This window comes from Luteibacter sp. RCC_6_2 (assembly GCF_041360655.1).
In the GTDB taxonomy this organism is placed as follows: Bacteria; Pseudomonadota; Gammaproteobacteria; order Xanthomonadales; family Rhodanobacteraceae; genus Luteibacter.
This window is the reverse complement of sequence record NZ_JBFUPQ010000012.1, coordinates 151550-175562: the sequence shown is the minus strand read 5'-3', so window position 1 is coordinate 175562 and position 24013 is coordinate 151550. Positions and strand designations below refer to the sequence as shown.

17 protein-coding genes are annotated in these 24013 nt (G+C 67.0%); 11 read left to right on the top strand and 6 right to left on the bottom strand.

Going from position 1 to position 24013, the window contains the following annotated elements; translation table 11 throughout:
• Positions 1–36: 36 nt before the first annotated feature.
• Both AB6730_RS14455 and AB6730_RS14450 read right to left on the bottom strand, forming a co-directional pair.
• Entirely contained in the window at positions 37–705 is a 669-nt protein-coding gene (locus tag AB6730_RS14455) for an alpha/beta hydrolase (RefSeq protein ID WP_371024307.1), read from the bottom strand.
• Positions 706–708: 3 nt separating this feature from the next.
• Positions 709–2811 (bottom strand): prolyl oligopeptidase family protein, encoded by a 2103-nt coding sequence (locus AB6730_RS14450; protein WP_371024306.1) that lies wholly within the window; start codon positions 2809–2811, stop codon positions 709–711.
• A gap of 242 nt (positions 2812–3053) precedes the next feature.
• Between AB6730_RS14450 and AB6730_RS14445 the strand changes: the two genes are divergently transcribed.
• The 3 genes from AB6730_RS14445 (at position 3054) to AB6730_RS14435 (ending at position 6914) form a co-directional block, all read left to right on the top strand.
• Positions 3054–5714 carry an ATP-binding protein gene (locus AB6730_RS14445; RefSeq protein WP_371024305.1) on the top strand — a complete coding sequence of 887 codons (2661 nt, stop codon included), beginning with the start codon at positions 3054–3056 and terminating at the stop codon, positions 5712–5714.
• The gene (locus tag AB6730_RS14440; protein WP_371024304.1) at positions 5711–6409 is read left to right on the top strand and encodes a response regulator; all 699 of its coding nucleotides are present in this window, start codon (positions 5711–5713) and stop codon (positions 6407–6409) included. Before AB6730_RS14445 ends, AB6730_RS14440 begins: the two co-directional genes overlap by 4 nt.
• A 151-nt stretch (positions 6410–6560) precedes the next feature.
• Complete coding sequence (locus tag AB6730_RS14435) at positions 6561–6914, top strand: hypothetical protein (protein WP_371024303.1); 354 nt, start codon at positions 6561–6563, stop codon at positions 6912–6914.
• 154 nt (positions 6915–7068) lie between these two features.
• Here AB6730_RS14435 and AB6730_RS14430 read toward each other — a convergent pair whose 3' ends face one another.
• A complete protein-coding gene (locus AB6730_RS14430) occupies positions 7069–7860 on the bottom strand; it encodes a helix-turn-helix domain-containing protein (RefSeq protein ID WP_371024302.1) in 792 nt (263 codons plus the stop codon).
• A 143-nt stretch (positions 7861–8003) separates the two neighbouring features.
• Between AB6730_RS14430 and AB6730_RS14425 the strand changes: the two genes are divergently transcribed.
• The 5 genes from AB6730_RS14425 to AB6730_RS14405 all read left to right on the top strand — a co-directional run bounded on the left by AB6730_RS14425 (position 8004) and on the right by AB6730_RS14405 (position 13037).
• Positions 8004–8246 (top strand): hypothetical protein, encoded by a 243-nt coding sequence (locus AB6730_RS14425; RefSeq protein WP_371024301.1) that lies wholly within the window; start codon positions 8004–8006, stop codon positions 8244–8246.
• A 77-nt stretch (positions 8247–8323) separates the two neighbouring features.
• The gene (locus AB6730_RS14420; RefSeq protein ID WP_371024300.1) at positions 8324–8782 is read left to right on the top strand and encodes a MarR family winged helix-turn-helix transcriptional regulator; all 459 of its coding nucleotides are present in this window, start codon (positions 8324–8326) and stop codon (positions 8780–8782) included.
• 21 nt (positions 8783–8803) lie between these two features.
• Entirely contained in the window at positions 8804–10264 is a 1461-nt protein-coding gene (locus tag AB6730_RS14415) for an efflux transporter outer membrane subunit (RefSeq protein ID WP_371024299.1), read from the top strand.
• Positions 10265–10288: 24 nt separating this feature from the next.
• On the top strand, positions 10289–11500 hold the full coding sequence (locus tag AB6730_RS14410) for an efflux RND transporter periplasmic adaptor subunit (RefSeq protein WP_371024298.1): 1212 nt from the start codon (positions 10289–10291) through the stop codon (positions 11498–11500).
• A gap of 10 nt (positions 11501–11510) precedes the next feature.
• Positions 11511–13037 carry a DHA2 family efflux MFS transporter permease subunit gene (locus tag AB6730_RS14405; RefSeq protein WP_371024297.1) on the top strand — a complete coding sequence of 509 codons (1527 nt, stop codon included), beginning with the start codon at positions 11511–11513 and terminating at the stop codon, positions 13035–13037.
• A gap of 250 nt (positions 13038–13287) precedes the next feature.
• Here AB6730_RS14405 and AB6730_RS14400 read toward each other — a convergent pair whose 3' ends face one another.
• A complete protein-coding gene (locus AB6730_RS14400) occupies positions 13288–13821 on the bottom strand; it encodes an acyloxyacyl hydrolase (protein ID WP_371024296.1) in 534 nt (177 codons plus the stop codon).
• Between the two features lie 305 nt (positions 13822–14126).
• On the opposite strand from AB6730_RS14400, the gene AB6730_RS14395 reads away from it, so the two are divergent.
• From AB6730_RS14395 to AB6730_RS14385, 3 genes are all read left to right on the top strand, one after another.
• A complete protein-coding gene (locus AB6730_RS14395; RefSeq protein WP_371024295.1) occupies positions 14127–16985 on the top strand; it encodes a putative bifunctional diguanylate cyclase/phosphodiesterase in 2859 nt (952 codons plus the stop codon).
• A gap of 237 nt (positions 16986–17222) precedes the next feature.
• Entirely contained in the window at positions 17223–17996 is a 774-nt protein-coding gene (locus AB6730_RS14390) for a class III extradiol ring-cleavage dioxygenase (protein ID WP_371024294.1), read from the top strand.
• 67 nt (positions 17997–18063) lie between these two features.
• A complete protein-coding gene (locus tag AB6730_RS14385) occupies positions 18064–18624 on the top strand; it encodes a DUF2239 family protein (protein ID WP_371024293.1) in 561 nt (186 codons plus the stop codon).
• A gap of 114 nt (positions 18625–18738) precedes the next feature.
• Here AB6730_RS14385 and AB6730_RS14380 read toward each other — a convergent pair whose 3' ends face one another.
• Complete coding sequence (locus tag AB6730_RS14380; protein WP_371024292.1) at positions 18739–21888, bottom strand: efflux RND transporter permease subunit; 3150 nt, start codon at positions 21886–21888, stop codon at positions 18739–18741.
• A gap of 131 nt (positions 21889–22019) precedes the next feature.
• Complete coding sequence (locus AB6730_RS14375; RefSeq protein ID WP_371024291.1) at positions 22020–23906, bottom strand: TonB-dependent receptor domain-containing protein; 1887 nt, start codon at positions 23904–23906, stop codon at positions 22020–22022.
• Positions 23907–24013 lie beyond the last annotated feature (107 nt).

Here is a 24013-nt window from a genome sequence, read left to right as displayed (position 1 = left end):
TATGCCGGATGCTCCCCGGCGCCAGCGCGCGGCCGATCACGCGTCGGCGAAACGCTCCGCGAGCCAGGCGCGAATGTCCGCGATCTCCGCCAGGCTGACCTGATGGCCCACGGGGTAGCTATGCCAGTCGATGCGATGGCCGAGCGTTTCCAGGGCCCGGCGCGATTGCTCGCCCAGGGCCATGGACACGATCGGATCGGCACTGCCATGTCCCCAGAAGATCGGCGTGGCATGGTTCGCACCGCTGCGTTCCGCCTCGATCGTATCGTGCAGGGGCAGATAGGCCGATAGCACCAGGATGCCGGCCAGCGACTCGCGATGACGGAGGCCCGCCGAAAGCGCCATCGCGCCACCCTGGGAGAAACCGGCCAGCACGATGCGCGACGCGGGCACGCCACGCTCCACCTCGCGCGCGATCAGGGCTTCCACATCGGCGATCGAGGCGCGGATGCCTTCGACGTCCTGCTTGTCGGCGATCGCGAGACCCTTGATGTCGTACCACGCGCGCATGGGCATGCCGCTGTTCACCGTCACCGGCCGGATCGGCGCATGGGGGAACACGAAGCGTATGCCCGGCCACGCCGGGTCGACCAGCTCGGGCACGATCGGCGCGAAGTCGTCGCCGTCCGCGCCCAGGCCATGCAGCCAGATCACCGACCAGACCGGCGACGGACGGGTTTCGCGCTCGACGGTGGGCAGGGACATGCGTTATTCCCCCAATCCGAGTTCGGTCGCGAAGAAGGTCATCGACAGGGCCTGGTTGCCCACGCGCTGGCTGAAGGGTGCGCCGATGCCGTGGCCGGCATTCATGCGCGTGAGCAGCAGCACCGGCTGACCGGAGGTGCTGGCGTCCTGCAGGGCGGCGGCGAACTTGCGCGACTGCCAGGGCGCCACGCGCGGATCGTTGGCACCCGTGGTCAACAACACGGCCGGGTACTTCGTGCCCTTCTTCACGTTGTGTACGGGCGAATAAGCCAGCATGGCCTTCGCGATCGCCGGGTCCTTGACCGAGCCGTACTCGCTCACGTTGTACGGCCCGTTCGCGAAAGCGGTTTCGTGGCGCGGCACGTCGTAAATACCCACGGCACCCACCACCGCCCGGTATTGCCCGGGATGCTGGGTCAGCGCCGCACCCATCAACAGGCCACCGTTACTGCCGCCGAGGATGCCCAGGTGGCCCGTGTCGGTCCACTTAGTGTCGATCAGCGCCTGCGAGGCCGCGTAGAAGTCGTCGAACACGTTCTGCTTGCGCTGCTTCTGGCCCTGCTCGTGCCAGGCCTCGCCGAACTCGTTGCCGCCGCGGATGTTGGCGTACGCCAGCACGCCACCACGCTCCAGCCACGCCAGGTTCGGGCCGACGAACCCCGGGGTGACCGGAATCCCGAAGCCGCCATAGCTATAGAGGATCGTGGGGCGCTTGCCGTTGGGCGTAATGCCGTCCATCGCGATCACGGTGACCGGGATCTTGCTGCCGTCCTTCGAGGTGCCTTCCACGCGGGTGACGCGAACCTTCGAATAGTCGGCGGCCGGCTTTACTTCGAAGATGGTCTTCAGCGAACCGCTGGTGCCGTCGTACTCGGCCCAATGCGTGGGCGTGGTCCATCCCGCATACGAAATCAACGCCTTGTCCTGGCCCTTTTCCGATGCCACGCCGCCGATGGCCACGCCTGTCGCCGGAAGCGGCACGCGGCGCACGAAGCCCGCTTTCGCGTCGTACTGGTCTGCCCACCAATCGGGACCGGCACTGCGCACGACGAGGAAACCATCGCCGAGCGGCGTCACATGCTGGATGGCGCCTTCGCCTTCGGCGAGAACATTTACGGCCTTGCCATCGGCGCCTATCGTGACGATCTTGCCGCGCGGTGCGCCGGCGAAGGTCACCACGTAGAGACGGTCGCCCACCCAGCTGGCCGAACGCACGTCGGCCTCGTGGCCCAGCACGCGCTTGAATTCGCCCGCGCCTTCGCGCAGGTAGACCTCGGCGGGACCACCGTCGCCTTCGTTGGCGAGCAGCGCGGTGGACTTGCCGCCTTCGCCCTCCATGAGGATGTACTCGGCCACGTGCGAGTAGCCCTTGCCGAACACGACGCGGTCCTTCGCCACGGGCTCGCCGATGACGTGATGGGCGAGGTAGGCATCGAACTCGCGCAAGGGCTTGCCCGCGGTCGGCGCGTCGAAACGCGCGTAGATCACGCCCTTTTCGTCGGCATCCCAGGCCAGCGCCTGCGGCGTGGTGCCGCCGCCGGCGAACGGCAGTTCGTCACCGAGCGGCTTGCCGGTCTTCGTATCGAGGATATGGATGGTGGTGAGCTCGCTTCCGCCTTCGGCCGTTCCGTAGGCGAGGTAGCGGCCGCTCGGTGACGGCCAGTAGGCCGTGATGGCCGTGTTGCCGTCACCCTTGTTGAGGTCCACCAGCGTGCGTGTCTCGCCATCGGGCCAGGCCTTCGCCACGAGCACGGGCTGGGGCTGCGGCGGCGTGTTCTCGAAGTAGAACAAGGTGCCGCCCGCCAGCGTCGGCGACGAGCGCGTCGTGGAGGTGATCGACAACTCGCGGATGCGCGCGCTCAACGTCTTGCCCAGCGGCATCGCGCCGATGGTGGCTTCGGTGTATGCGTTCTGCGCCTCGATCCACTTCGTCACGTCCGCCGCACCGGGGTTCTCCAGCCAGCGGTAAGGATCGTTCACCGGCTGCCCCGCGAGGCTTTCGGATACCACGCGCTTCGGTGTCGGCGGCGGTTGGGGCGCGGCCGCCTGGGCGGCGAAGGCGACGAACAGGCTGGCGGCGAGCAGGCGTGGAACGATGGCGCGCATGGGTGGACTCCGGGGGAGGAACGCCGAGCGTAGCAAAGCAGGCCATGCCCTGGTGGGAACAGACCTGTGGGAGCCGACCTTGTCGGCGATCCCGCGGCAGCGGGCCAGCTTACGGCAAGCACCCATCGCCGCTGAAGCGGCTCCCACGGGGCAGAGTCCACTTCCATCGGGATTCGTTGGAATGTTGGTCGCGTTAAATCTCGCCGCGCGCTAACGTATTCCTTTCCTGACGGCACGCACCCATGGCCGACGCCCGAGATATCCGCGCCGACGCGCTCCTCAACGAGATGAAGGACGGCGACGGGCAGCGCCTGAAGGTTTTCCTGGGTGCCGCGCCGGGCGTGGGCAAGACCTTCGCGATGCTTTCCGCCGCGCGCGACCTGCGCCGGCAAGGCATCGACGTGGTGGCCGGTCTGGTCGAGACACACGGCCGCGCCGACACGGCGGCCCTCCTCGAAGGCATCGAGGTGTTGCCGCCGCGGACCGTGCGCTACGCCGGACGCGAGTTCAGCGAATTCGACCTGGAAGCCGCGCTGGCGCGCAAGCCGGCGGTGCTCCTGGTCGACGAACTCGCCCATACCAACCTGCCGGGAGGGCGTCATGAGCGGCGCTGGCAGGACATCGCCGAATTGCTCGACGCCGGCATCGAGGTCTACACGGCGCTCAACGTGCAGCACCTGGAAAGCCTTAACGACCAGGTTCGCCGGATCACCGGCGTGGCCGTGCGCGAGACGGTGCCCGATGCGTTCCTCGATCGCGCGCGCGACATCGTGCTGGTGGACCTGCCGCCGCGCGAACTCATCGGCCGCCTGCAACAGGGCAAGGTCTACGTGCCCGAGACCGCGGCCGTGGCGCTCGACGCCTTCTTCTCGCCGACCAACCTCGCCGCCTTGCGTGAGTTGGCGGTGGAGACCGTGGCCGCCCATGTGGAAAGCGACCTGCGCGGGCACATGCTCGCCCGTGGTGGCGCGATGCCGGTGCGACGCCGCCTGATGGTGGCGATCGACGGTGCGACGCAGAGTGAATACCTCGTGCGCATCACCCGGCGCATCGCCGAAAGGCGCGGGGCGCCCTGGAGCGTGCTCTTCGTCGACCGCGGTGGCGTGGACGGCGAACGCCGCGAGCGCGTGGACGCGGCGATGCGGTTGGCGCGCCGATTGGGTGGCGAAGCGGTGATCCTGCGCGGTCACGCCGTCGCCGACGAATTGTTGGCATGGGCCGATCGGGAGGGCGTGGGCCAGATCATCGTGGGCCGCACGCGCGAACGGCCGATCGCCCGGCGGCTCGGCTTCTCGCTGACCCAGCAGCTGCTTCGCCGCGGCGCACACCTGGAACTCACGATCGTCGCCACGCCGGTGGAGCGGGCCAAGGCGCGCCGACGCCTGCGTTTCGCCGACGGGAACGGTTCGCGCCGCGAGTACGCCTTCGCCACGGCGGCCACCGCGGTGGCGATGGCGCTGTCCTTCGTGGCGGACCGCTTCCTGTCGGTCGCCAACCTCTCGCTGATCTTCCTTACCGCCGTGCTGTTCGTCGCGGTCCGCACGCGCATGGCGGTGGCCGTCTTCACCGCCCTGCTCTGCTTCCTTGGCTACAACTTCTTCTTCGCGCCGCCTCGCTACACGCTGGTGATCGCCAACGCGGACGACGTGCTCGCCGTGGTGTTGTTCCTCGTCGCCGCGCTGGTCTGCAGCCGGCTCGCGACCCGGCTGGCCGGCCAGGTCACCTCCCTGCGCGGGGCACAGGTGCGCGCCAGGGCCCTGGTGGCCCTGGGCCAACAGCTGGCGACATCGGCCGATGCCGATGGCGTGCGGGCGGTCGCCGCGCGCACGCTCGCGCGCACGCTCGACATCGATGTGGCGGTGCTGGCGCGGAACGCATCGGGAGACCTCGCGGTCGCCGCGTCCGTGCCCGATACCTTCGCGCTCTCGACGCAGGACCTCGCCGCCGCCGACTGGAGCGAAACCCACGCCGAGCCGGCCGGACGCTACACCGATACGCTCAACGGCGCCGCATGCTGGGTGCTGCCGCTGGGTACCGACGGCCGTCGCGCGGGCGTCGTCGCGCTACGTTTCCCCTCCGGACAGGGCGAGCCGGACGCTGATCGCCGCGGCTTGGCCCTGGCCATGGTCCAGGACGTCGGGCAGGCATTGGACCGTGCGCGGCTCGCCACGGAACTGGAGAGCGCACGCGTGCAGGGAGAGACCGAGCGCCTGCGCAACGCGCTGCTTTCGTCGGTCTCGCACGACCTGCGATCGCCACTCGCCTCGATGATCGGTTCCGCCGGCACGCTGCTTAGCTACGACACGCAGTTGCCGGACAACGAACGCCTCGAATTGCTGCAAGCGATCCTCGGCGAAGGCCAGCGCCTCGACCGCTACATCCAGAACCTGCTCGACATGACGCGCCTGGGCCACGGCACGCTGAAGCTCAATCGCGATTGGGTGGATGCGGGCGAGATCGTGGTCGCCGCCGTGGGACGCATGCGCAAGCTGTTCCCGGATGTCCGCGTGGACGTGCACCTGCCGAAGGACACGGTCCTGTTGCACGTCCATCCCGCCCTCATCGAGCAGGCCCTGTTCAACATCCTCGAGAACGCCGCGCGCTTCTCGCCCGTGGACGAGCCCGTGCGCGTGATCGTGCGGACCGAGGCCGGCCGCTTGCTCGTCGATGTGATCGACCGTGGCCCGGGCATTCCCGAGGACGAACGTGCGCGGATCTTCGACATGTTCTATTCCGTATCGCGTGGGGATCGCGGCAAACAGAGCACGGGCCTGGGTCTCGCGATCTGCCGCGGCATGATCGGCGCGCATGGGGGCGGCGTCGAGGCCTTGCCTACCACGGGCGGCGGCACGACCATCCGCATCTCGCTGCCCTTGCCACCACCGCCGGACGACCGCCCATGAATCCGACCGCTCCCCGCGTGCTGGTGATCGACGACGAGGCACAGATCCGCCGTTTCCTCGACATCGGCCTCCGCGCCGAGGGCTACCAGGTATTCCTGGCGGCCACCGGCGAGGAAGGCCTGGGCCTCGCCGCCACGCAGTCGCCCGACCTGGTCATCCTCGACATCGGCCTGCCCGACCGTGAAGGCCACGACGTGTTGCGCGAGTTGCGCCAGTGGAGCCAGGTGCCCGTGTTGATGCTCTCGGTACGCGACGCGGAAGCGGAAAAGGTGAAGTCGCTCGACAGTGGCGCCAACGACTACGTGACCAAGCCGTTCGGCATCCAGGAATTGATGGCGCGCCTGCGGGTACTCCTTCGGCAGGGCGCGAAGGCGGGACAGGCGGAGGCGCCGGTGCGTTACGACGACGGCACGTTGTCGATCGATCTCGCGCGCCGGGAGGCGATCCTCGAAGGGCAGGCCGTCGCCCTCACGCGCAAGGAGTTCGCGGTGCTGTCCTTGCTCGTCCGCCATCCCGGTCGCGTGGTCAGCCAGCAACAGATCCTGCGCGAGGTGTGGGGTCCGACACATACGCACGATACCCACTACCTGCGCATCGTGATGGGCAAGCTGCGGCAGAAGCTGGGCGACGATCCATCCGCACCGCGCTGGTTGAAAACGGAACCGGGCGTCGGTTATCGCTTTCCCGCAAGCTGATCGTTCGTCCTCACGCGGGCTTCATATCCGTCGCCAGTCGCGTGATCCCCATCACAGCCCGGGCTTTCCGAACCATTTCTCAGACTAGTCCGATGTTCTTCCCCGGCACAGGAGCGCAGCCTCACGCGTTCCTTCCCGCATGGAGCATCGCGTGCATCGTTTGCCACCTATCGCCGTATCGATCGTCGCCACCGCCGTCGCCATCGGCATCATCTACACATCCCGCGCCACCAAGGTGGACTGCACCGACGAACACTACGTCGCCGGGGAGCGGTCGCTGCCGACGCACGACGAGGCGCTGGCACAGTGCCGCGAGGAAGAGCAGGCGATGACCGACGACAGGAACGGCCACTACGAGAAAGAGCGCTCCTGCTACGACGTGACGCCGCCGGGCACGCACGGTCCGTGGCAGCACGGACGTATCGCCGTGGACGTGGTCGAGCGGCAAAGCGGCGATGCCTACACCTTCGAGGCGCTATGGATGTGCAAACCGTCGCCCGACTAATAAAACTCACACCCTGGTGGGAGCCGCCCAACCTGTGGGAGCCGCTTCAGCGGCGATGGGTGCTTGCCGAGGACTGGCCCGCTGCCGCGGGATCGCCGACAGAGTCGGCTCCCACCACGACAAGGAGAGTTCCCACCCTAGCGGTTTTCGACCGTCAGGCGCTCATGGCCTGACGCGCCAGGTAGCGTCCGGGTGAATCGCCGAACGCCTTGCGGAACATCGCCACGAAGGCGCTCGGTGTGGCATAGCCGAGCGCGTCGGCCACGATCGATACTGGTTCGCCGTGGGCCAGGCGTTCGAGGGCGCGGGTCAGCCGCGCCTGCTGTCGCCACTGCGCCACGCTGCATTGGGTTTCCTGCCGGAACAAGCGTGTGAGCGTGCGCACGGACATGCCGGCCCAGCTGGCCCATTCCTCGATGCCGCGCGTGTCGTCCGGGCGTTCGAACATCGCCATCGCGATGCGCCGCAGGCGCCGGTCGACCGGCATGGGCAGGTGCAATGGCTCGACGGGCGCACGGCGCATCTCGTCGAGCATGACGGCGAAGAGCCGGTCCCTTTCCGGTTCGCTTTCCGCGTTCCTGGGCCAACCCGCGGCACGCTTGATGATCGCGCGGAACAGGTCGTTCACCCCCACGACGCAGGGCCGGTCCGGAAGCCCCGCCACGGCGCACGGCGCGATGAAGACGCCCCAGGCGTGGCTCGGGCCGGCGATGCTGACCGTATGCATCTCCCCCGGCGGCATCCAGCCGGCGCGGTGCGGTGGCAGCAGCCATGAGCCGTGCTCCGTCCGCGTGATGACGAGGCCTTGCTCCACATAGAAAAACTGGCCTCGCACGTGGCTATGCCAGTCGGTTTCCTCGAGCGGGATTTCACCGCGCGCCTCGTAGGCGATGAGCGGCGGACCATCGGCGCTTTCCAGCAGGGTGTGCAGGTTCTCGTCCAGCATTTGGCCATTTCTCGATATAACTTGGCCAGATAACGATATCAGGCCGATAGCTTCCATGGCTAACATTTGCACTCCCAACTAAGTGTTCCGGCGTGGTGGCTTCTCGCCACGCTCAGGGACCATCGACGCCGGAGATCGTCCCCATGATCCGTCTCGTCACCCGCGACTACAGTGAACTGGGCGAAGGCCAGGAGGCAGGCGAAGCCCTGGTGACCTTCGTGGCCTGTGCCCATGCGATGCTCGATCCAAGTACCCCCGAAGACCAGGTCAGGCGGCTGGAACCGCGCCTCCTGGCCCAACTGCCCACCCTGAAAGCCCTCGGGATATTCGACCTGTTCGACGTGCGCGACCCCGCCTTGGCCGCCCTGTTGGCCGACGAGACTTAAGCCGTTGCCGCACGGGAATATCTGCCGCACGCATATTTGCCTTGACAACTATATTTTGGGCAATAGAATGTGCGGCTATGAACAACAGCGTATGTCCCACCCCCGACGGCAGGGATAGCCTCGGCTCCCTGATCGGCATGGTCCGGAGCGAGATCGTGCGAGCGATCGAGTCCGACCTCGCCGCGCAGGGCGCTGACCTGAAGTTCACCCAATTCCACGTGCTCAAGCGCCTGGCGGTGTTCGGGCCGATGTCCGCGACCGAACTCGCCCGCGCGGTGGACGTCGACGGTGGCGCGATGACACGCCAGCTCGACCAGCTGGAAGCCAAGGGCTACCTGCGCCGCCAACCGCACGAGCAAGACCGGCGCGCGTTGAGGATCGAGCTGACCGAGGCGGGCGAGGCGCTCTGGCGGCACTTGTACGAAAGCAACGTGGCCACGCTCGAACGCGCCCAGCGCGACCTTTCCGCAGATGAGCGCGAGCGGCTGCACGATTACCTGGGACGCGTGCTCAACGCGCTCCGCGAAAAAGACTGATTCACTGTCGAGGCAAAACTCATGCGTCTGCACACTCTCGTGGCGGCCGTCGGGGCCGCGTTGATCCTTTCCGGCTGCGTGACCAGCCGTGGCCTGGATCCGCAGGGCCAGCTGACCGATCCGGCCACCCTCCACGCCGACCGCAGCCTGGCCAAGGCACAGGTCTCCCCGGCGAACTGGCCGGCGGCGGACTGGTGGACCGGGCTGGGCGACAGCCAGCTCGGCGCGCTCATCGAGGAAGCCCTGAAGGACAACCCCGACCTCGCCTCGGCCGATGCGCGCGTGCGCCAGGCACAGGCGCAGAGCGGCGCGGCCGACGCCTCGCGCGATCCGACCTTCAACGTCGGTGGCGGTGTCGCCGGCGCGCATCTCCCGGGCACGCTGTTCCCGGCGCCGCTGGGTAACCATTTCAGCTGGACGAAGTACGGCTACGGCAACTTCAACTGGGACCTCGACCTGTGGGGCGGCAAGCGCGCCGCGTGGGAAGCCGCGCTCGGTTCGCAGCGCGCGGCGGAGATCGACGCCCGCGCCGCGCGCATCGAGATCTCGACCAATGTCGCGCGTGCCTACGTGCAGCTCGGCTATGCCTTCACCCAGATGGACGTGGCCAAGGCCGAACTCGACCGCAGCCGCGCATCGCGCGACCTCACTCGCCAGCGCGTCGCCGCCGGCGTCGACAACCAGATCCAGATCAAGCAGTCCGACACCGAAGTGGCGACGGCCGAGCGCGAAATGGCCGTGGCCCAACGCGCCATCGATTCGGCCCGTAGCACGCTGAGCGTGCTGCTCGGCAAGGGTCCGGACCGCGGTCTCGACATCGGACGCCCGGCGGTGCTTACGCCGTCGGCCGTCGCGGTACCCGCCAATTTGCCGGCGGACCTGCTCGGCCATCGCGCCGACCTCGTCGCCGCGCGTTGGCGCGTGGAAGCGGCTTCGAAAGACATCGCCGCGGCGAAGACCGAGTTCCTGCCCAACGTCAGCCTCGGCATCCTCGCCGCGCAGGTGGCGGGCGGTTCGGAAAACCTGTTCGCGTCGCGCGCCCGCTTCTGGCAGGTGCTGCCGGCCTTCAGCCTGCCGATCTTCGATGGGGGGCGCCTCCGCGCGAACCTTGCGGGGAAGGATGCCGAATACGACCTTGCCGTGGCCCAGTACAACAAGACGCTGGTCGGCGCATTGAACGAGGTCGCCGACGATCTCTCCGCACTGGATTCGTTCGGTACGCAGATCGCCGCGCAACAGCGCGCCGAGGATGCGGCACAGCAGGCTTACGACCTCTCGCAGCAGCGCTACAAGTCCGGTGTCGGCAGCTACCTGGAATCGCTCATCGTGCGCCAGCAGTTGCTCCAGGCCCAGCAGCGCATGGCCGAGCTCCGCGCCCAGCAGGTCGATACCTCCGTCCAACTGATCCAGGCGCTCGGCGGCGGATTCCGTCCCGAGGCGGGCGACCAGCCGGTCGCCGCCGCCACGCCGGCCCATCACTAAGAACACGTCCCGAGGCACCTAACGATGTCACAAGAAACCACCGCCCCCGCCGGCGCCGTCGTGGCGCCGCCACCGAAGAGCCGTCGCGGCTTCTTCCTCAAGCTCCTCGTCGTGGTGCTCGTCCTGGCCGCCATCGGCTGGACCGTCTGGTATTTCGTGGACGGCCGCTGGTACGAGGACACCGACGACGCCTACGTCAACGGCAACGTCGTGCAGATCACGCCGCAGATCGCCGGCACCGTCACCTCGATCGGTGCCGACGACGGCGACCTCGTCCATCAGGGCGACGTGCTGGTGAAGCTCGACCCGAGCGACGCCGAAGTAGCGCTGGAAAGCGCGCGCGCCAACCTGGCCAACACCGTGCGTCGCGTGCGCGGCCTGTACAACAACGTGGCTTCGGCGCAGGCCGATGTCGCCGTGCGCCAGACCGCCGTGGCGCGTGCCCGTGCCGACTACGACCGCCGCCGCGACCTCGCCAAGTCCGGCGCGATCTCGGCCGAGGAACTGTCGCATGCCCTGGATACGCTGACTTCCGCCGAGGACAGCCTGTCGTCCGCGAAGCAGGCGTACAGCAGCAGCAAGGTCCTGGTCGACGACACCGTCGTCGCTTCGCATCCGGACGTGCGCGCCGCCGCGGCCCAGCTGCGCTCGGCGTACCTCGACGACGTGCGTGCCACCCTGGTCGCGCCGGTGGACGGCTACGTCGCCAAGCGCACCGTGCAGGTGGGCCAGCGCGTGCAGCCGGGCGCCGCGCTGATGGCCGTGGTGCCGTTGCACCAGGTATGGATCGACGCGAACTTCAAGGAAACCCAGCTGACCCACATGCGTATCGGCCAGCCGGTCGACGTGACCGCCGACGTCTACGGCAGCGACGTCGTCTACAAGGCCAGGGTGCGCAGCCTCGGCGTCGGCAGCGGCAGCGCCTTCTCCATCCTGCCGGCGCAGAACGCCACCGGTAACTGGATCAAGATCGTGCAGCGCGTGCCGGTCCGCGTCGTCTTCACCGATCCGAAGCAGCTGGAAGAAAAGCCGCTGCGCCTCGGCCTGTCGACCAAGGTGACGGTGTCGCTGCACGACCAGAGCGGTCCGTTGCTGGCGAAGCAGGCGCCGACCGCGCCGGAATTCTTCACGCCGATCTACGACAAGCAGCTCGCCGATGCCGACAAGGACATCGCTCGCGTGATCCACGAGAACGCTTCGGCCGGCGAAGGCGAGCAACAGCAGGCCCCGAAGTAAGGGAGCGGCCATGAGCACCGAATTTCGACCGCCGAACCTGGCGCTGTCCACGGTCGGGCTATCGCTCGCGACCTTCATGCAGGTGCTCGACACCACGATCGCGAACGTCTCGCTGCCGACCATCGCCGGCAACCTGGGTGTCAGTTCCAACCAGAGCACCTGGGTGATCACCTCGTTCGCGGTGAGCAACGCGATCGCCCTGCCCCTGACCGGCTTCCTCACCCGGCGCTTCGGTGAAACGAAGCTGTTCGTCTGGGCGACGCTGTTGTTCTCGCTGGCGTCGTTCCTGTGCGGCATCGCGCAGAGCATGAGCATGCTCATCCTGTTCCGCGCCATCCAGGGCGCGGTGGCCGGCCCGATGTACCCGATCACGCAGAGCCTGCTGATCTCGATCTATCCACCGGCCAAACGAGGCATGGCACTGGCGCTGCTGGCGATGGTCACCGTGGTCGCGCCCATCGCCGGCCCGATCCTCGGCGGCTGGATCACCGACAACTACACGTGGCCGTGGATCTTCTTCATCAACGTGCCGATCGGCATCTTCGCCAGCTTCGTCGTGGCCAACCAGATGAAGGGGCGACCGGAAGTCACCGAGAAGCCCAAGGTCGACTACGTGGGCCTGATCACGCTGATCATCGGCGTGGGCGCGTTGCAGGTGGTGCTCGACAAGGGCAACGACGAGGACTGGTTCTCGTCGACCTTCATCGTCATCACGGCGATCGTCGCGGCGATCGGGCTGATCGTGTTCCTCATCTGGGAACTCACCGACAAGGACCCGATCGTCAACCTGAAGCTGTTCCGGCACCGTAACTTCGCGATGGGCACGTTGTGCCTCGTGCTGGCCTACGCGGCGTTCTTCGCCATCGGCCTGCTCGTGCCGCAGTGGTTGCAGCGCAACGTCGGCTACACGTCCACCTGGGCGGGTTTCGCCGCGGCGCCGCTAGGTATCCTGCCGGTGATACTCACGCCCTTCGTGGGCCGCTATGCGCACAAGTTCGACTTGCGCATCCTGGCCTCGGGCGCGTTCATCGTGATGGGGGCGACGTGCTTCATGCGCTCCGACTTCTTCCTGGACATCGACTTCTACAGCGTCGCGATGGTGCAGCTGATCCAGGGCCTGGGCGTGGCGCTGTTCTTCATGCCGGTGCTGAGCATCCTGCTGTCCGACCTGCAGCCGCGTGAAATCGCGGCGGGCTCGGGCCTGGCCACCTTCCTGCGTACGCTGGGCGGCAGTTTCGCGGCATCGCTCACCACCTTCCTGTGGGATCACCGCGCGATCGTCCATCACGAAAGGTTGGCCGAGCACATCACGCCGTTCGATCCGACGGCGCAGCAGGCGCTCACGCAGATCGGGCATGGCGATCCGCAATACGCGGCGGCGGCGATGAACCAGATGATCACCCAGCAGGGTTACCAGATCTCGTTCAACGAGGTGTTCCATCTGCTCGGCTACGTCTTCGTCGCGCTGATCTTCGTGGTCTGGCTGGCCAAGCCGCCCTTCGCGGCGAAGGCAGGACCCGCGGCCTCGGGTCACTGAGGCCGCTCCCAGGTTGAGGCAAGCCCCCATCGCCGCTGAAGCGGCTCCCACAAACAGCATTGGATAAACCGGGCAGGAATAGACCTGGTGGGAGCCGACTTTGTCGGCGATCCCGCGGCAGCGGGCCAGGTTACGGCTAGCACCCATCGCCGCTGAAGCGGCTTCCCACCAGGGTCGGGTTCCATCCAACAGGGTCGGGTGTCACCCAAGGCATTGGCCCTTGTAGGGACCCATGCCTTGGGTCTTCGAATCAGATATCGAAGCCGATGCCGACCAGGGCCATCGTCTCGCCGCGGTTCGGCTCCTTGAAGCTGCCGTTGGAGATGTGGCGGATCTGGAAACTCACGTTCTTGTACTGCCAGCCCAGCGTGCTGACGAATTGATAAGCGCTGGAGAGAGCCTGGGTGCGGCCACCGGCCGTGCCCGCCAGCTGGAAGCTGAAGAAGAACGGCTGGTACCAGTCACCGGCGCTGCCGTAGTGGAAGCGCGCGCCGGCGGCGCCGACCCAGACGTTGTTCGTCACGCCCGGATGCGCACCGCGGTACTCGCCGACGTGGCGGCCGCTGATGTAACCGAGCGATACATCCGGCGACCAGGTGAAGCGGCTCTGCCCCATCGCACGGGGATCGAACACGGCTTCGACGAAGAAGGCATCGGTGCCGTGGCTGTCCATGTAGCTGCGGCCCCCCTGGACTTCCAGGTGGGTTTGCGCGGCGGCGGGTACGGTCACGGCGGCGAGGGATAGGGCGGCGAGGACGCCGAGTGCGAGGCGGGACGAGCGCATGGGGGAACAGGTCCTTGTGGTGGGACGTTAATGAACCGGATCGTTCGGTAAATAGTGTCCAGCGAGCGTGAATAAAGGGGGGAGGCGTAATTATTCGATCCGGATGTTCGCAAGGCTTGGCCGATTCACCTTTGTGTAGGCGCGCGGGGTTCAAGCGGGTCACCTTTCGGCCGTTAATCTGGATACTCAGGCGGAAGGGGCGGCGGACGGTGGAGGGCGCAGCGGCAAAGGCGGCGACGACGAGGCGCGCCCGTCACGTCCGGTGGGCGACCTGGGCCGTAGCCCTGGCGCTCTCGGTTGGCGTCGTGGCCATCGTTTCGCTGCTCCAGATCGACAGCTACCAGGTCATGCTGGGCAACGCCCGCCATCAGATCACCGGCTCGAGCACCGGCACGGTGCGCATGCTGGACCAGTACATCGATGCCAGCCTGGGGCCGCTCCTCGCCCTGCGTAACGCGGTCGACAGCCCGGACTCCGGCCCGCTGCATGCGCGTCTGGCGGAAGTGCAGGCACGCCATCCGGAACTGCCGCTGTTCGTCGCCCTCGACGTGGAAGGCGGCGTCATGGCCTCCACCAACGTCCCCTTGATGAACTGGCGCGACAGCCTGGCGGCACCGCGGCGATTCGCTCTCGGTGCCAGCGTGCGGGTGGTGGTCGCCGACGGCGCGGGAGACGTCCCTCCAACGGTGCGCGTGCTCGTGGACTCACGGGTGGCACTGCCCGCCGCCTTCGGCACGTTGGTCGACGCGGCTCGCGTGCGCGATGGCATGCGCCATTCCCTATTGGGCGCCACCGCGGCGATGAGCGTGTTCTCGCCGGATGGCCGACCTTTCGCAAGTAATCGCGACGACATCGTCACGCCGTGGGTATTGCCTGTGCAGGCACCAGGCACGTCAGGCGAATACACGCATGATGGCCGCGTCTACGCGTGGATATCGTCGGCGCGCTATCCCTTCGTGGTGCTCGTGAGCCTCGACCTGGCCGGCATACATTCGGAGTGGCTCCGCCAGGCACGGCCATCGATGCTGGCCACGCTCGCCCTGGTTCTCCTGCTCAACGTGTTCGCCGCCCTGTTCGATCGTGCGTACCGCCGCCAGAACCGGCTCCTGGTGGAGTTGTCGCGCAGCACCCGCGACCTGGGCGACGCGCAGCGAAACCTTCGTAGCACCGAGACGCGCTTCGGCATGCTGTTCGAGCAAAGCCCTCTTCCCACGTGGGTCTTCGAGCCGGAAACCCTGCGTATCCTCGCGGTCAACCAGGCGGCGGCGCGCGTCTACGGCTACACACGCGAGGAAATGCTCGGGTTGACCATCGAGGCCTTGCGCCCGCCCGGCGAAATCGGACGGCTGCGCGAAGCGATAGCCGACGGTACCGCCTTCGATGACACCAGTCCGCAAACCTGGGTGCACGTGGCGCGGGACGGCCGCCTGATGCATATGCGCTGCCATGGCGCGGATATCGAATTCATGGGGCGTCGCGCCCGGCAGGTCATCGGCCTGGATTTCACCGACAAGGTGATGTCGGACCGCGAGCTCGCCGCGAGCGAGGGAGCCTACCGCCAGCTGCTGGCGCGCATGCCGTTACCGCTCGTGATCGTGCGCGGGGGTGGCATCGCCTATGCCAACCTGCTTGCCGAGGAACGGCTGGGGAGCGCCGGCTCGACCCTTGTCGGCCGTGACGCCGCGGACTTCATGGACGCGGATGCGCTCGAAGCGATCCGCGACGACATGCAGGAAGGCAGCAGCATCACGGCGTGGTTGAACCCGGAGCACGGTATCCCGTTCGAGGCCGAGCTGGCGCTATCCGGCGACCGTGACTCGCGCGAACGGGGCACGCTCGTGATCATGCGCGACCTGACCGAGCAGCGCAGCTACGAGGAACGGCTCAATTACCAGGCCAATCACGACGAGTTGACCGGGCTGCCGAACCGGCGCGCCTTGCGCGAACGCCTCGCCGGCATGGTGGCGACGTGCGTGGCGGAAGGCTCGGGCCTGATGGTGCTGTTCGTCGATCTCGATCACTTCAAGGTCATCAACGATGCGCTGGGCCATGCGCTCGGCGACCAGGTCTTGCGCGACGTGACGTTGAAGCTGGGCGACGCCTTGGGCGGCACGGGCGAGATAGGTCGTTTCGGTGGCGATGAGTTCGTCGCCATGTTGCCTTTCACCTGCTCGCCGGCGAAGGCGCTGGACATCCTGCCTCGCATCCAGCGTGCGATCGAGGAACCGCTGGAAGTCGCGGGAACGATGCAGCGCCTGAAATGCAGCATCGGCGTGGCGTTCGCCACGCGCGACGGCGCGGACGCGGATACGCTCATTCGCAATGCCGACACCGCCATGTACGACGCGAAACGCTCCGGCCGGCATACCTGGCGATGCTATTCGTCCGAGATGCACGCGAGGGCGATGGCCCGCCTCAACGTGCTTACCCGGCTCTCGGGCGTGAACCTCGATAACGAACTCGCACTGGCCTGGCAAACCCAGCACGACGGCGCGTCGGGACGGGTGACAGGCATCGAGGCCTTGCTGCGCTGGCCGTCGGCGCCCGGCGGCCTCGGCGGCAACGACCTGCTCGTCCCCTTGCTGGAGGAGACCGGCGCGATCATGCAGATCGGCCAATGGGTGTTGCGTGAAGCATGCCGGCAACAACGACGCGTGGCCTCGACCCTCGGTTCGGAGTGTCGCATCGCGGTGAATATCTCCGCGATGCAACTGGTGCATACCGACCTCGTCGCCGAGGTGAGGCAGGCCTTGGCCGAGACCGGCGCCAGCGCGTCGCTGCTGGAACTGGAACTGACCGAGAGCGCCTTCATGACGGAGCCGGAGCGCGCGATCCGCACGTTGCACGAACTTCGCGCCATGGGCGTCAGCATCGCCCTGGACGATTTCGGCACCGGCTATTCCAACCTGACCTATCTTTCGCGCCTGCCATTGGACAGGATCAAGATCGACCGGCATTTCACCGCGGCCTTGCTGCAGGATGACGTGGACGCCTCCATCTGCCGTTCCATCGTCTTCCTCGCGCGTAGCCTGAACCTCGAGGTCGTCGCCGAGGGCGTCGAGACGGATTGCCAGCGCCGCTGGCTGCTGGCCGAAGGCTGCGAAGTGATGCAGGGATACTTCTTCTCCCGCCCCGTCCCGCTGGATGCACTGGAAACAGCCTGAGCCAGCTTGAGACAACTTGGTGGGAGCCGACTTTGTCGGCGATCCCGCGGCAGCGGGCCAGATTGCCGCAAGCACCCATCGCCGACAGGGTCGGCTCCCACCTTAAAGGCAGCTCGCGCAATGCGGGCGTCGTTCACACCGGGAGCCAATGCGTTCGCCGCACGGCGATTTATCCCATGGCGCATGGCGCCTACATTGGAAGAAGGTGGCATCGCGCCACGTCCTCCGGTGATTCCCATGTTCCGCGCTCCCGCCATCTTCGTCTCCCACGGTGCTCCCACCTTCGCCCTGGAACCCGGGTTGCTGGGCTCGCGACTGACTGAACTGGGCGAGCGACTGGCCAGTGCCAGCGCGATCGTCGTGGTTTCGCCGCATTGGCAAACCTGCGGCATCCGCGTCACCGGTGCGCCGTGGCCGGAGACGATCCACGACTTCGGCGGATTCCCACCGCCGCTGTACAGCCTCACCTATACGTCGCCGGGCTTGCCCGCGCTCGCCGCAGAGACGGTGTCGTTGCTTATCGAGAATGGGTTCGCCGCGATGGTCGACGCCGAGCGCGGTTACGACCATGGAGCATGGGTGCCTTTGCGCTACCTGCGGCCGGAGGCCGACACGCCCATGATCCAGGTCTCGATGCCCCATAACCTCGACGCCGCCGGTGCTCTTCGGCTCGGCAAGGCGCTGGCGCCGCTGCGCGAGCGTGGCGTCGCCGTCGTCGGATCGGGCAGCCTCACCCATAACCTGCACGAGGTTCGCCGCGCGGGCGATTCGGCGGCTTATGCGAAGGAGTTCGCGGCATGGAGCCGCGAGGCCGTGTTGTCGGGAGACGTCGAAGCCCTGGTGGACTATCGCCGCGTCGCCCCCAGCGCCATCCGCGCCCATCCGACCGAAGAGCATTACCTGCCCTTGCTGGTGGCGGTGGGTGCCGCGCGTGGCGATACGCCGATGGCGATCGATGGCGGCATCACCTATGGCGTGCTCTCGATGGATTCCTACGCTTGGGGTATTTAACCCGGGCATTATTGACACGGAGTTTACCCCGGGTAATATATGGTGACTTCTCGCTTCGATGCTCGCCATGGCCACCTACACCGCTTTTCTCAGCCACGCTCGCATCGCCGCCGGTTCGCTGGCGGCGGTGGCCGAGCGCTGCAAGATGCTGCTCGACAGCGATCCTGGCGCCACGCCGATCATCTATGACGACAGCACGGGTCGGCCGGTGGATATCGACTACCGTGGCACCGTCCACGATGTGCTTGCGCGTTTGCCAGGCTCCGATCCCGTAACGAAGCGCGGCCCGGGCCGGCCGAAGCTGGGCGTCGTGGCCCGCGAGGTGACCCTGCTTCCGCGGCATTGGGAATGGCTCGCCAGCCAGCCCGGCGGAGCATCCGTTGCCTTGCGCCGTCTGGTCGAAGTGGCCAGTCGCGATGGTGCGCCAGCCGATCGCGTGCGTCAGGCGCGCGAGGCGGTGGACCGGGTGATGCTGGCGCTTGCGGGCGACCTGCCCGGGTATGAAGAAGCCTCGCGCGCGTTCCATCGTCTCGAGGCCGAGCGGTTCGAAGCCCTTACCCAGGAGTGGCCCGAAGACGTGCGCGATTACGTGCGTGCGCTGGCATCGCGCGCGGTCGGCGAGGGATAGGTGGGAGCCGAGCCTGTCGGCGATGGGTGCTTGCCGTAACCTGGCCCGCTGCCGCGGGATCGCCGACGAAGTCGGCTCCCACCAGGTTGCCGTAGCTTGGGCTCCCACCCATTTTTATTTAGCCTTGCGGATCTTCAGCCAGCGCTTGTACCGGCGCTTCAGCTTGCGGCGGTACTTGCGTTCCTTGCGATCGTGGTTCCACAGGTAGATCGCGGGCGTGCTGAGCAAGGTGAGCAGCTGCGAGACGAGCAGGCCGCCGACGATCGCGATACCCAGCGGCCGGCGCATCTCGGAACCCACGCCGAAGCCGATCGCCAGCGGCAAGGCCGCGCCCATCGCCACCAGGGTGGTCATCGTGATCGGACGGAAACGCACGAGCGCCGCCTGGCGGATGGCTTCCACCGGTGACATGCCGTGCTCGCGTTGCGCGACCAGCGCGAAGTCGACCATGAGGATCGCGTTCTTCTTCACGATGCCGATCAGCAGCAAGACCGAGATGATCGCCATGAGAGTGAGCTGGGTCTGCGTGACCAGCATGGCGAGGAAGGCGCCCGCGCCTGCGGCCGGCAAGGTCGAAATGATGGTCAGCGGATGGCCCAGGCTCTCGTACAGGATGCCGAGCACGATGTAGACGGCGAGGATGGCGCCGATCAGCAGCACCATGCCGTTCGATTGCGCGTCACGCAGGCGCTGGTTCGCGCCGGTGAAATCCATGCGCACGCCTTCGGGCAGGTTGATCGCGTGCACCGCCTGTTCGACCAGGGTGTTGCCTTTGTCCGCCGTGATCTTCGGCGCGAGGTTGTACGTGATGTCCGCCGATTCCAGCTGGTTCTGATGGGTGACCGCGCTGGGCACCGCGACCGGCGCGATCTTCGCCACGGCCGACAACGGGATCATCGTGCCCACCCCGTTCTTCACGTAGGTGTTGAGCAAGGCGTCTGGGCTCAACGTCTGCGCGGCCGCGGCCGTCAACACCACCCAATACTGGTTGATGTCCGAGTAGATGATGGAGACCTGGCGCTGGCCGAAGGCGTTGAACAACGCCGAGTCGATCATGCCCATGCCTACCTGGAGGCGCGAGGCCGCGTCGCGGTCGACCTTCACCATCTGCTGCTTGCCGACGATGTCGAAGTCGCTGCCGACGTCGCGGAACTCCTTCATGTTGCGCATCTGGCGCACGAGCTTCAGTGCCCACGGCTGCAGGTCTTCGCCGCTGGTGCTGATCAGCTGGAACGAATACTGGCCGCGATTGCTGTTGCCGCCACCGCCGCCCAGGAACTGCACGGGATTCATGAAGACCTGGACATCGGAGAACTTCTCGTACTCCTTGCCCAGCCTGTCCATGATCTCCTTGATCGATTCCTTGCGCTGGCCGGGACCGTTACCTTTCGGCTTGAGGTCGATGAACATCAGGCCCTGGTTGCCCACGGCGCCACCGTTGTCGCCGCCGAGGATCGTCGTGACGTCGGCCACCGTGCTGTCGTTCTGCATCAGATCGCCGACGCGCTTCAGGCGGCGCGTCATCTCGTCCGGCGAAATGTTGGCGTCGGCACTGATCTGCGCCTGCAGCATGCCGGTGTCCTCGTCGGGCATGAAGTTGCCACCGGCCGTCTTGACCACGGCGATGGCCAGCACGACCGTCGCGGCGAGCAGGATCAAGGGCTGCCAGCGCATCAGGCGGCGGTGGCGCATCGCCCAGTCGAGCGCGCGCTGGTAAACCCCGAGGAAGCCCCGGTCGAAACGCTCCAGCGCCAGCTCCCAACGGCTCGCCTTGCGGTCGGGCGCGTCATGCTTGAGGTAGTGCGCGCACAAGGCCGGGGTCAGCGTCAGCGACACCACCGCCGAGATCAGCACGGCCGCGGCGAGCGTCACCGAGAACTCGCGGAGCAGCTTGGTGATCATGTTGTTGCCGAACAGCAGCGGCGCGAACACCGCCACCAGCGACAGCGTGATGGAGATCACCGTGAAACCGATCTCGCGCACGCCTTCCAGCGCCGCGGCCATGGGTTTCGCACCGTTCTCCATGTGCCGGACGATGTTCTCGATGACCACGATGGCGTCATCGACGACGAAGCCGATACAAAGCACCAGCGCCATCAGCGACATCGTGTTCAGCGTATAGCCGAGCGTCCACATCACCACGAAGGCACCGGCCAGCGACAGCGGCACGCTGAGCGTGGCGATCATCGTCGGTCCCAGGCGGCGCAGGAACACCAGCATCACCATGATGACCATGACGATACTGATCATCAGCGCGACCTTGACCTCGTGCAGCGCGGACTGCGTGGTCTGGGTCAGGTCGAAGATCGGCGTGACCTTCGCGTCCGCCGGCAGCAGCGCCTGGAACCGTGGCAAGGCCGCCCGGATGGCTTCCGCCGTGGCGATGGAGTTCGCCTCGGGGCGCTTGCTGATCTGCATGGTGACCGAGCGCTCGCCCTGGAACCACGCGGCCTGGAACTGGTCCTGCTGGCCGCTGTGGACATTGGCGATGTCCGAGAGCCGTACCGGCACCCCGTCACGCATGGCGATCAGGATGTTGGCGAAGTCCTTCGGGTCGCGCAGGCCGTCGTTCGCGATCACCGTCATCTGCGTCTCGCCATCGGAGAGCACGCCCTGCGGCGAGTTCACGTTGGCCGCCTGCAAGGCGTTGGAGACGTCGTTCGCGGTCAGCCGCTTCGCCGCCAGGGCGTTCGTGTCCAGTTCGATGCGGACCGCATGGGGCGTGCCGCCGAACACCTGTACGCGCGAGACGCCGTCGATCTGCGCCACCGCCGGGCGGATCAGCGTGTCGACCACGTCATAGAGCTTGTCCGGTGGCATGGTCTTCGAGGTCATCGCGACCAGCAGCACCGGGATCTGGCCCGTGTCGAACTTGAAGTACTGCGGTGGCGAGGGCATGCCGGCCGGGAGGTCGGCGGCCGCCGCATTGATCGCGGCCTGCACGTCGCGGGCGGCGGCGTCGGTCGAGCGGTCCATGTTGAAGCGGACGCGGACGAAGCCGGAGTTCTCCGTGCTGTTGGAGTACATCTGGTCGACGCCCGGGATCTGGCCCAGGTGGCGCTCCAGCGGCGCGATGACCGTCGATGCCATGGTCTGCGCGTTGGCGCCGGGCATCTGCGCCTGGATAAAGACCGCCGGCACCTCGATCGAAGGCAACGCGGCGACGCCCAGCAGCATGTATGCGATCGCGCCGGCGAGGGTCAGGCCCGCCGCGAGCAACGAGGTGCCGATCGGCCGGCGAATGAATGGTGCAAAAAAGTTCACGACACTTCCTGTGATCGCGGGAAGGCTCCCCGCGCCCGCGAACTTTATGACGTTCCGCTGGTTTCGTCGCGTGTGCCTTTAGTGGGGGCCCTGCCGGAAGGCAGGGGTGCCCCGTTCATGCGGCGAGCGCGTCAGTGGCCGGGTGCGTAGCGAACGGTCAGGTAGACCGTTCGCCCCAACTGGTTGTAAAACGCCGCCGTTTCGTAGCGCTTGTCCGCGACGTTGGCGACGCGACCCTGCACGCTCCAGTCGGTGTCCAGGTGCCAGGTCGCCCGGAGGTCGGCCGTGGCGTAGCCGCCGAGCCGGCGGGTGTTGGCCGCGTCGTCGTAGCTGTACCCGGCCGCGTAGACCGAGCCGCCGACGGTGAAGCGGCCGAGGTCCTTGTCGAGGTCGACCCGTGCGGTGCGCTCGGGACGGCGCGCCAGCAGGTTGTCCTCTTGCACGCCCGAGTCGCGGTTCTTCGGCTGCTGGAGGGTGGCATAGGCCCGCAGGTGCCAACCGTCGACGTCGGCGCCGAGCTGTCCTTCCAGCCCACGAATGCGCGCCTTGCTCACGTTCACCGGCAGGAAGTTCGCATCGAAGCCGATCAGGTCGTCGACCGTGGTCTGATAGGCGTTCACCGCCCAGTTCCAGATGCCCGGCCGCGCCGAGAGGCCGATCTCGGCCGTGCGCGAGGTTTCCGGCTTCAGGTTCACCGGCGCGCCGTAAGGGTAGAACTCATCGTTGAACGTCGGCGCATGGAAAGCCGTGCCGTACGAGGCGGTGATCTTCATGCCGTTGTCGAAACGGAACCCATAGGCCGCCGAGCCGGTCGTGTGGTTGCCGAACTGGGTGTTGTGGTCGTGGCGTGCCGACAGCTGGATCTCGTGCGGGCCGAACAGGCCCTGGTAGAGCGCGAACACGCCCGTGTTGTTGCGCGAGTCCTTCAGATAATCCGTATCGCTCTTCAGCTTTTCCTGCTGGAAGTCGACGCCCGCGCTCAGCGTCTGGTCCTTCGCGAGCGTGAAGTCGTTCTGCCAGGACGCCTGGTTGCGCTTCGAATAGAGGTAGCCGACGCGGGCCTTGTCCACGCCGTAATGGACGAAGTCGAGGGTCTTGTCGGCACCATTGAGGTAATTGTCGGCGCGGTCCTGGTTCTGGCCGAGGCTGAGCGACATGCGCCAGTTCGACAGCACGTCGAACGCCAGCTTCGCGCCGGCCACCTGCTGCGAGCGGCGGGTGAGGTTCTGGAAGTCGCCGTCGTATTCGATGTCGCCCTTGCTGCGCAGCCAGCTGCCGGTCAGTTCCGTGCCGTCGTCCCAGCGATAGCCGCCGGACAGCGCGCCGTTATAGGTGCGGGAGGCATCGTGGTCCGGTTCGTCGGTGAAGCAGCCGGCGAAGGCGGTGGCGGCACCTATGCGGCAGGCGTTGATGCCGGCCGTGTACTGCCCGCCCAGGCTGGCGTTGTACCAGCCGTGCTGGCTGCCACCGGACACGCCCACCTGGCCTGCCGAATAGCCATGGCTGCCACCGGTCACCGAGAGCGTCGGCGTGGGGGCTTCGCCGGCCTGGCCATGGCGGGTGAAGATCTGGATCACGCCGCCGATGGCGTCGGAGCCGTACAGCGCGGAACGCGGGCCACGGACGATCTCGATGTGATCGATCTGTTCCACGGGAAGCTGCTCGTAGGCGGGCAAGCCCGCACCCACGGTGCCCACGCGGACGCCGTCCAGCAGCACCAGGGTGTGCGACGAGTTGGTGCCGCGCATGAACAACGATGTCTGCTGGCCGATGCCGCCGGCATTGGCGATCGTCACGCCCGGCAAACCGGTGAGCAGGTCCTGCACGCTCACCGGCTGCAGGCGCTCGATGTCCTCGCGGGTGATCAGGGTGACCGGCGCGAGCACCTCGTCCAGTGGCGTGGCGGCGCGATTGGCGGTCACCACGACCGGGTCGAGCCGGTCGGGCGCCGCTTCGTCGGCGGCGTGGGCCGCGGCGATGGACGACAGCAGGGCCGCCGCGAGCAGGGTCTTCTTCATGGAACCGTCTTCCTCAGCCGCCAGGCGGCAATGCGCGAAGGGCGCTCGAGGAGGACGTGCGACGAACGGCGAACGGGCGGGAACCCGGTGGCTGCCCGGATCCGCCC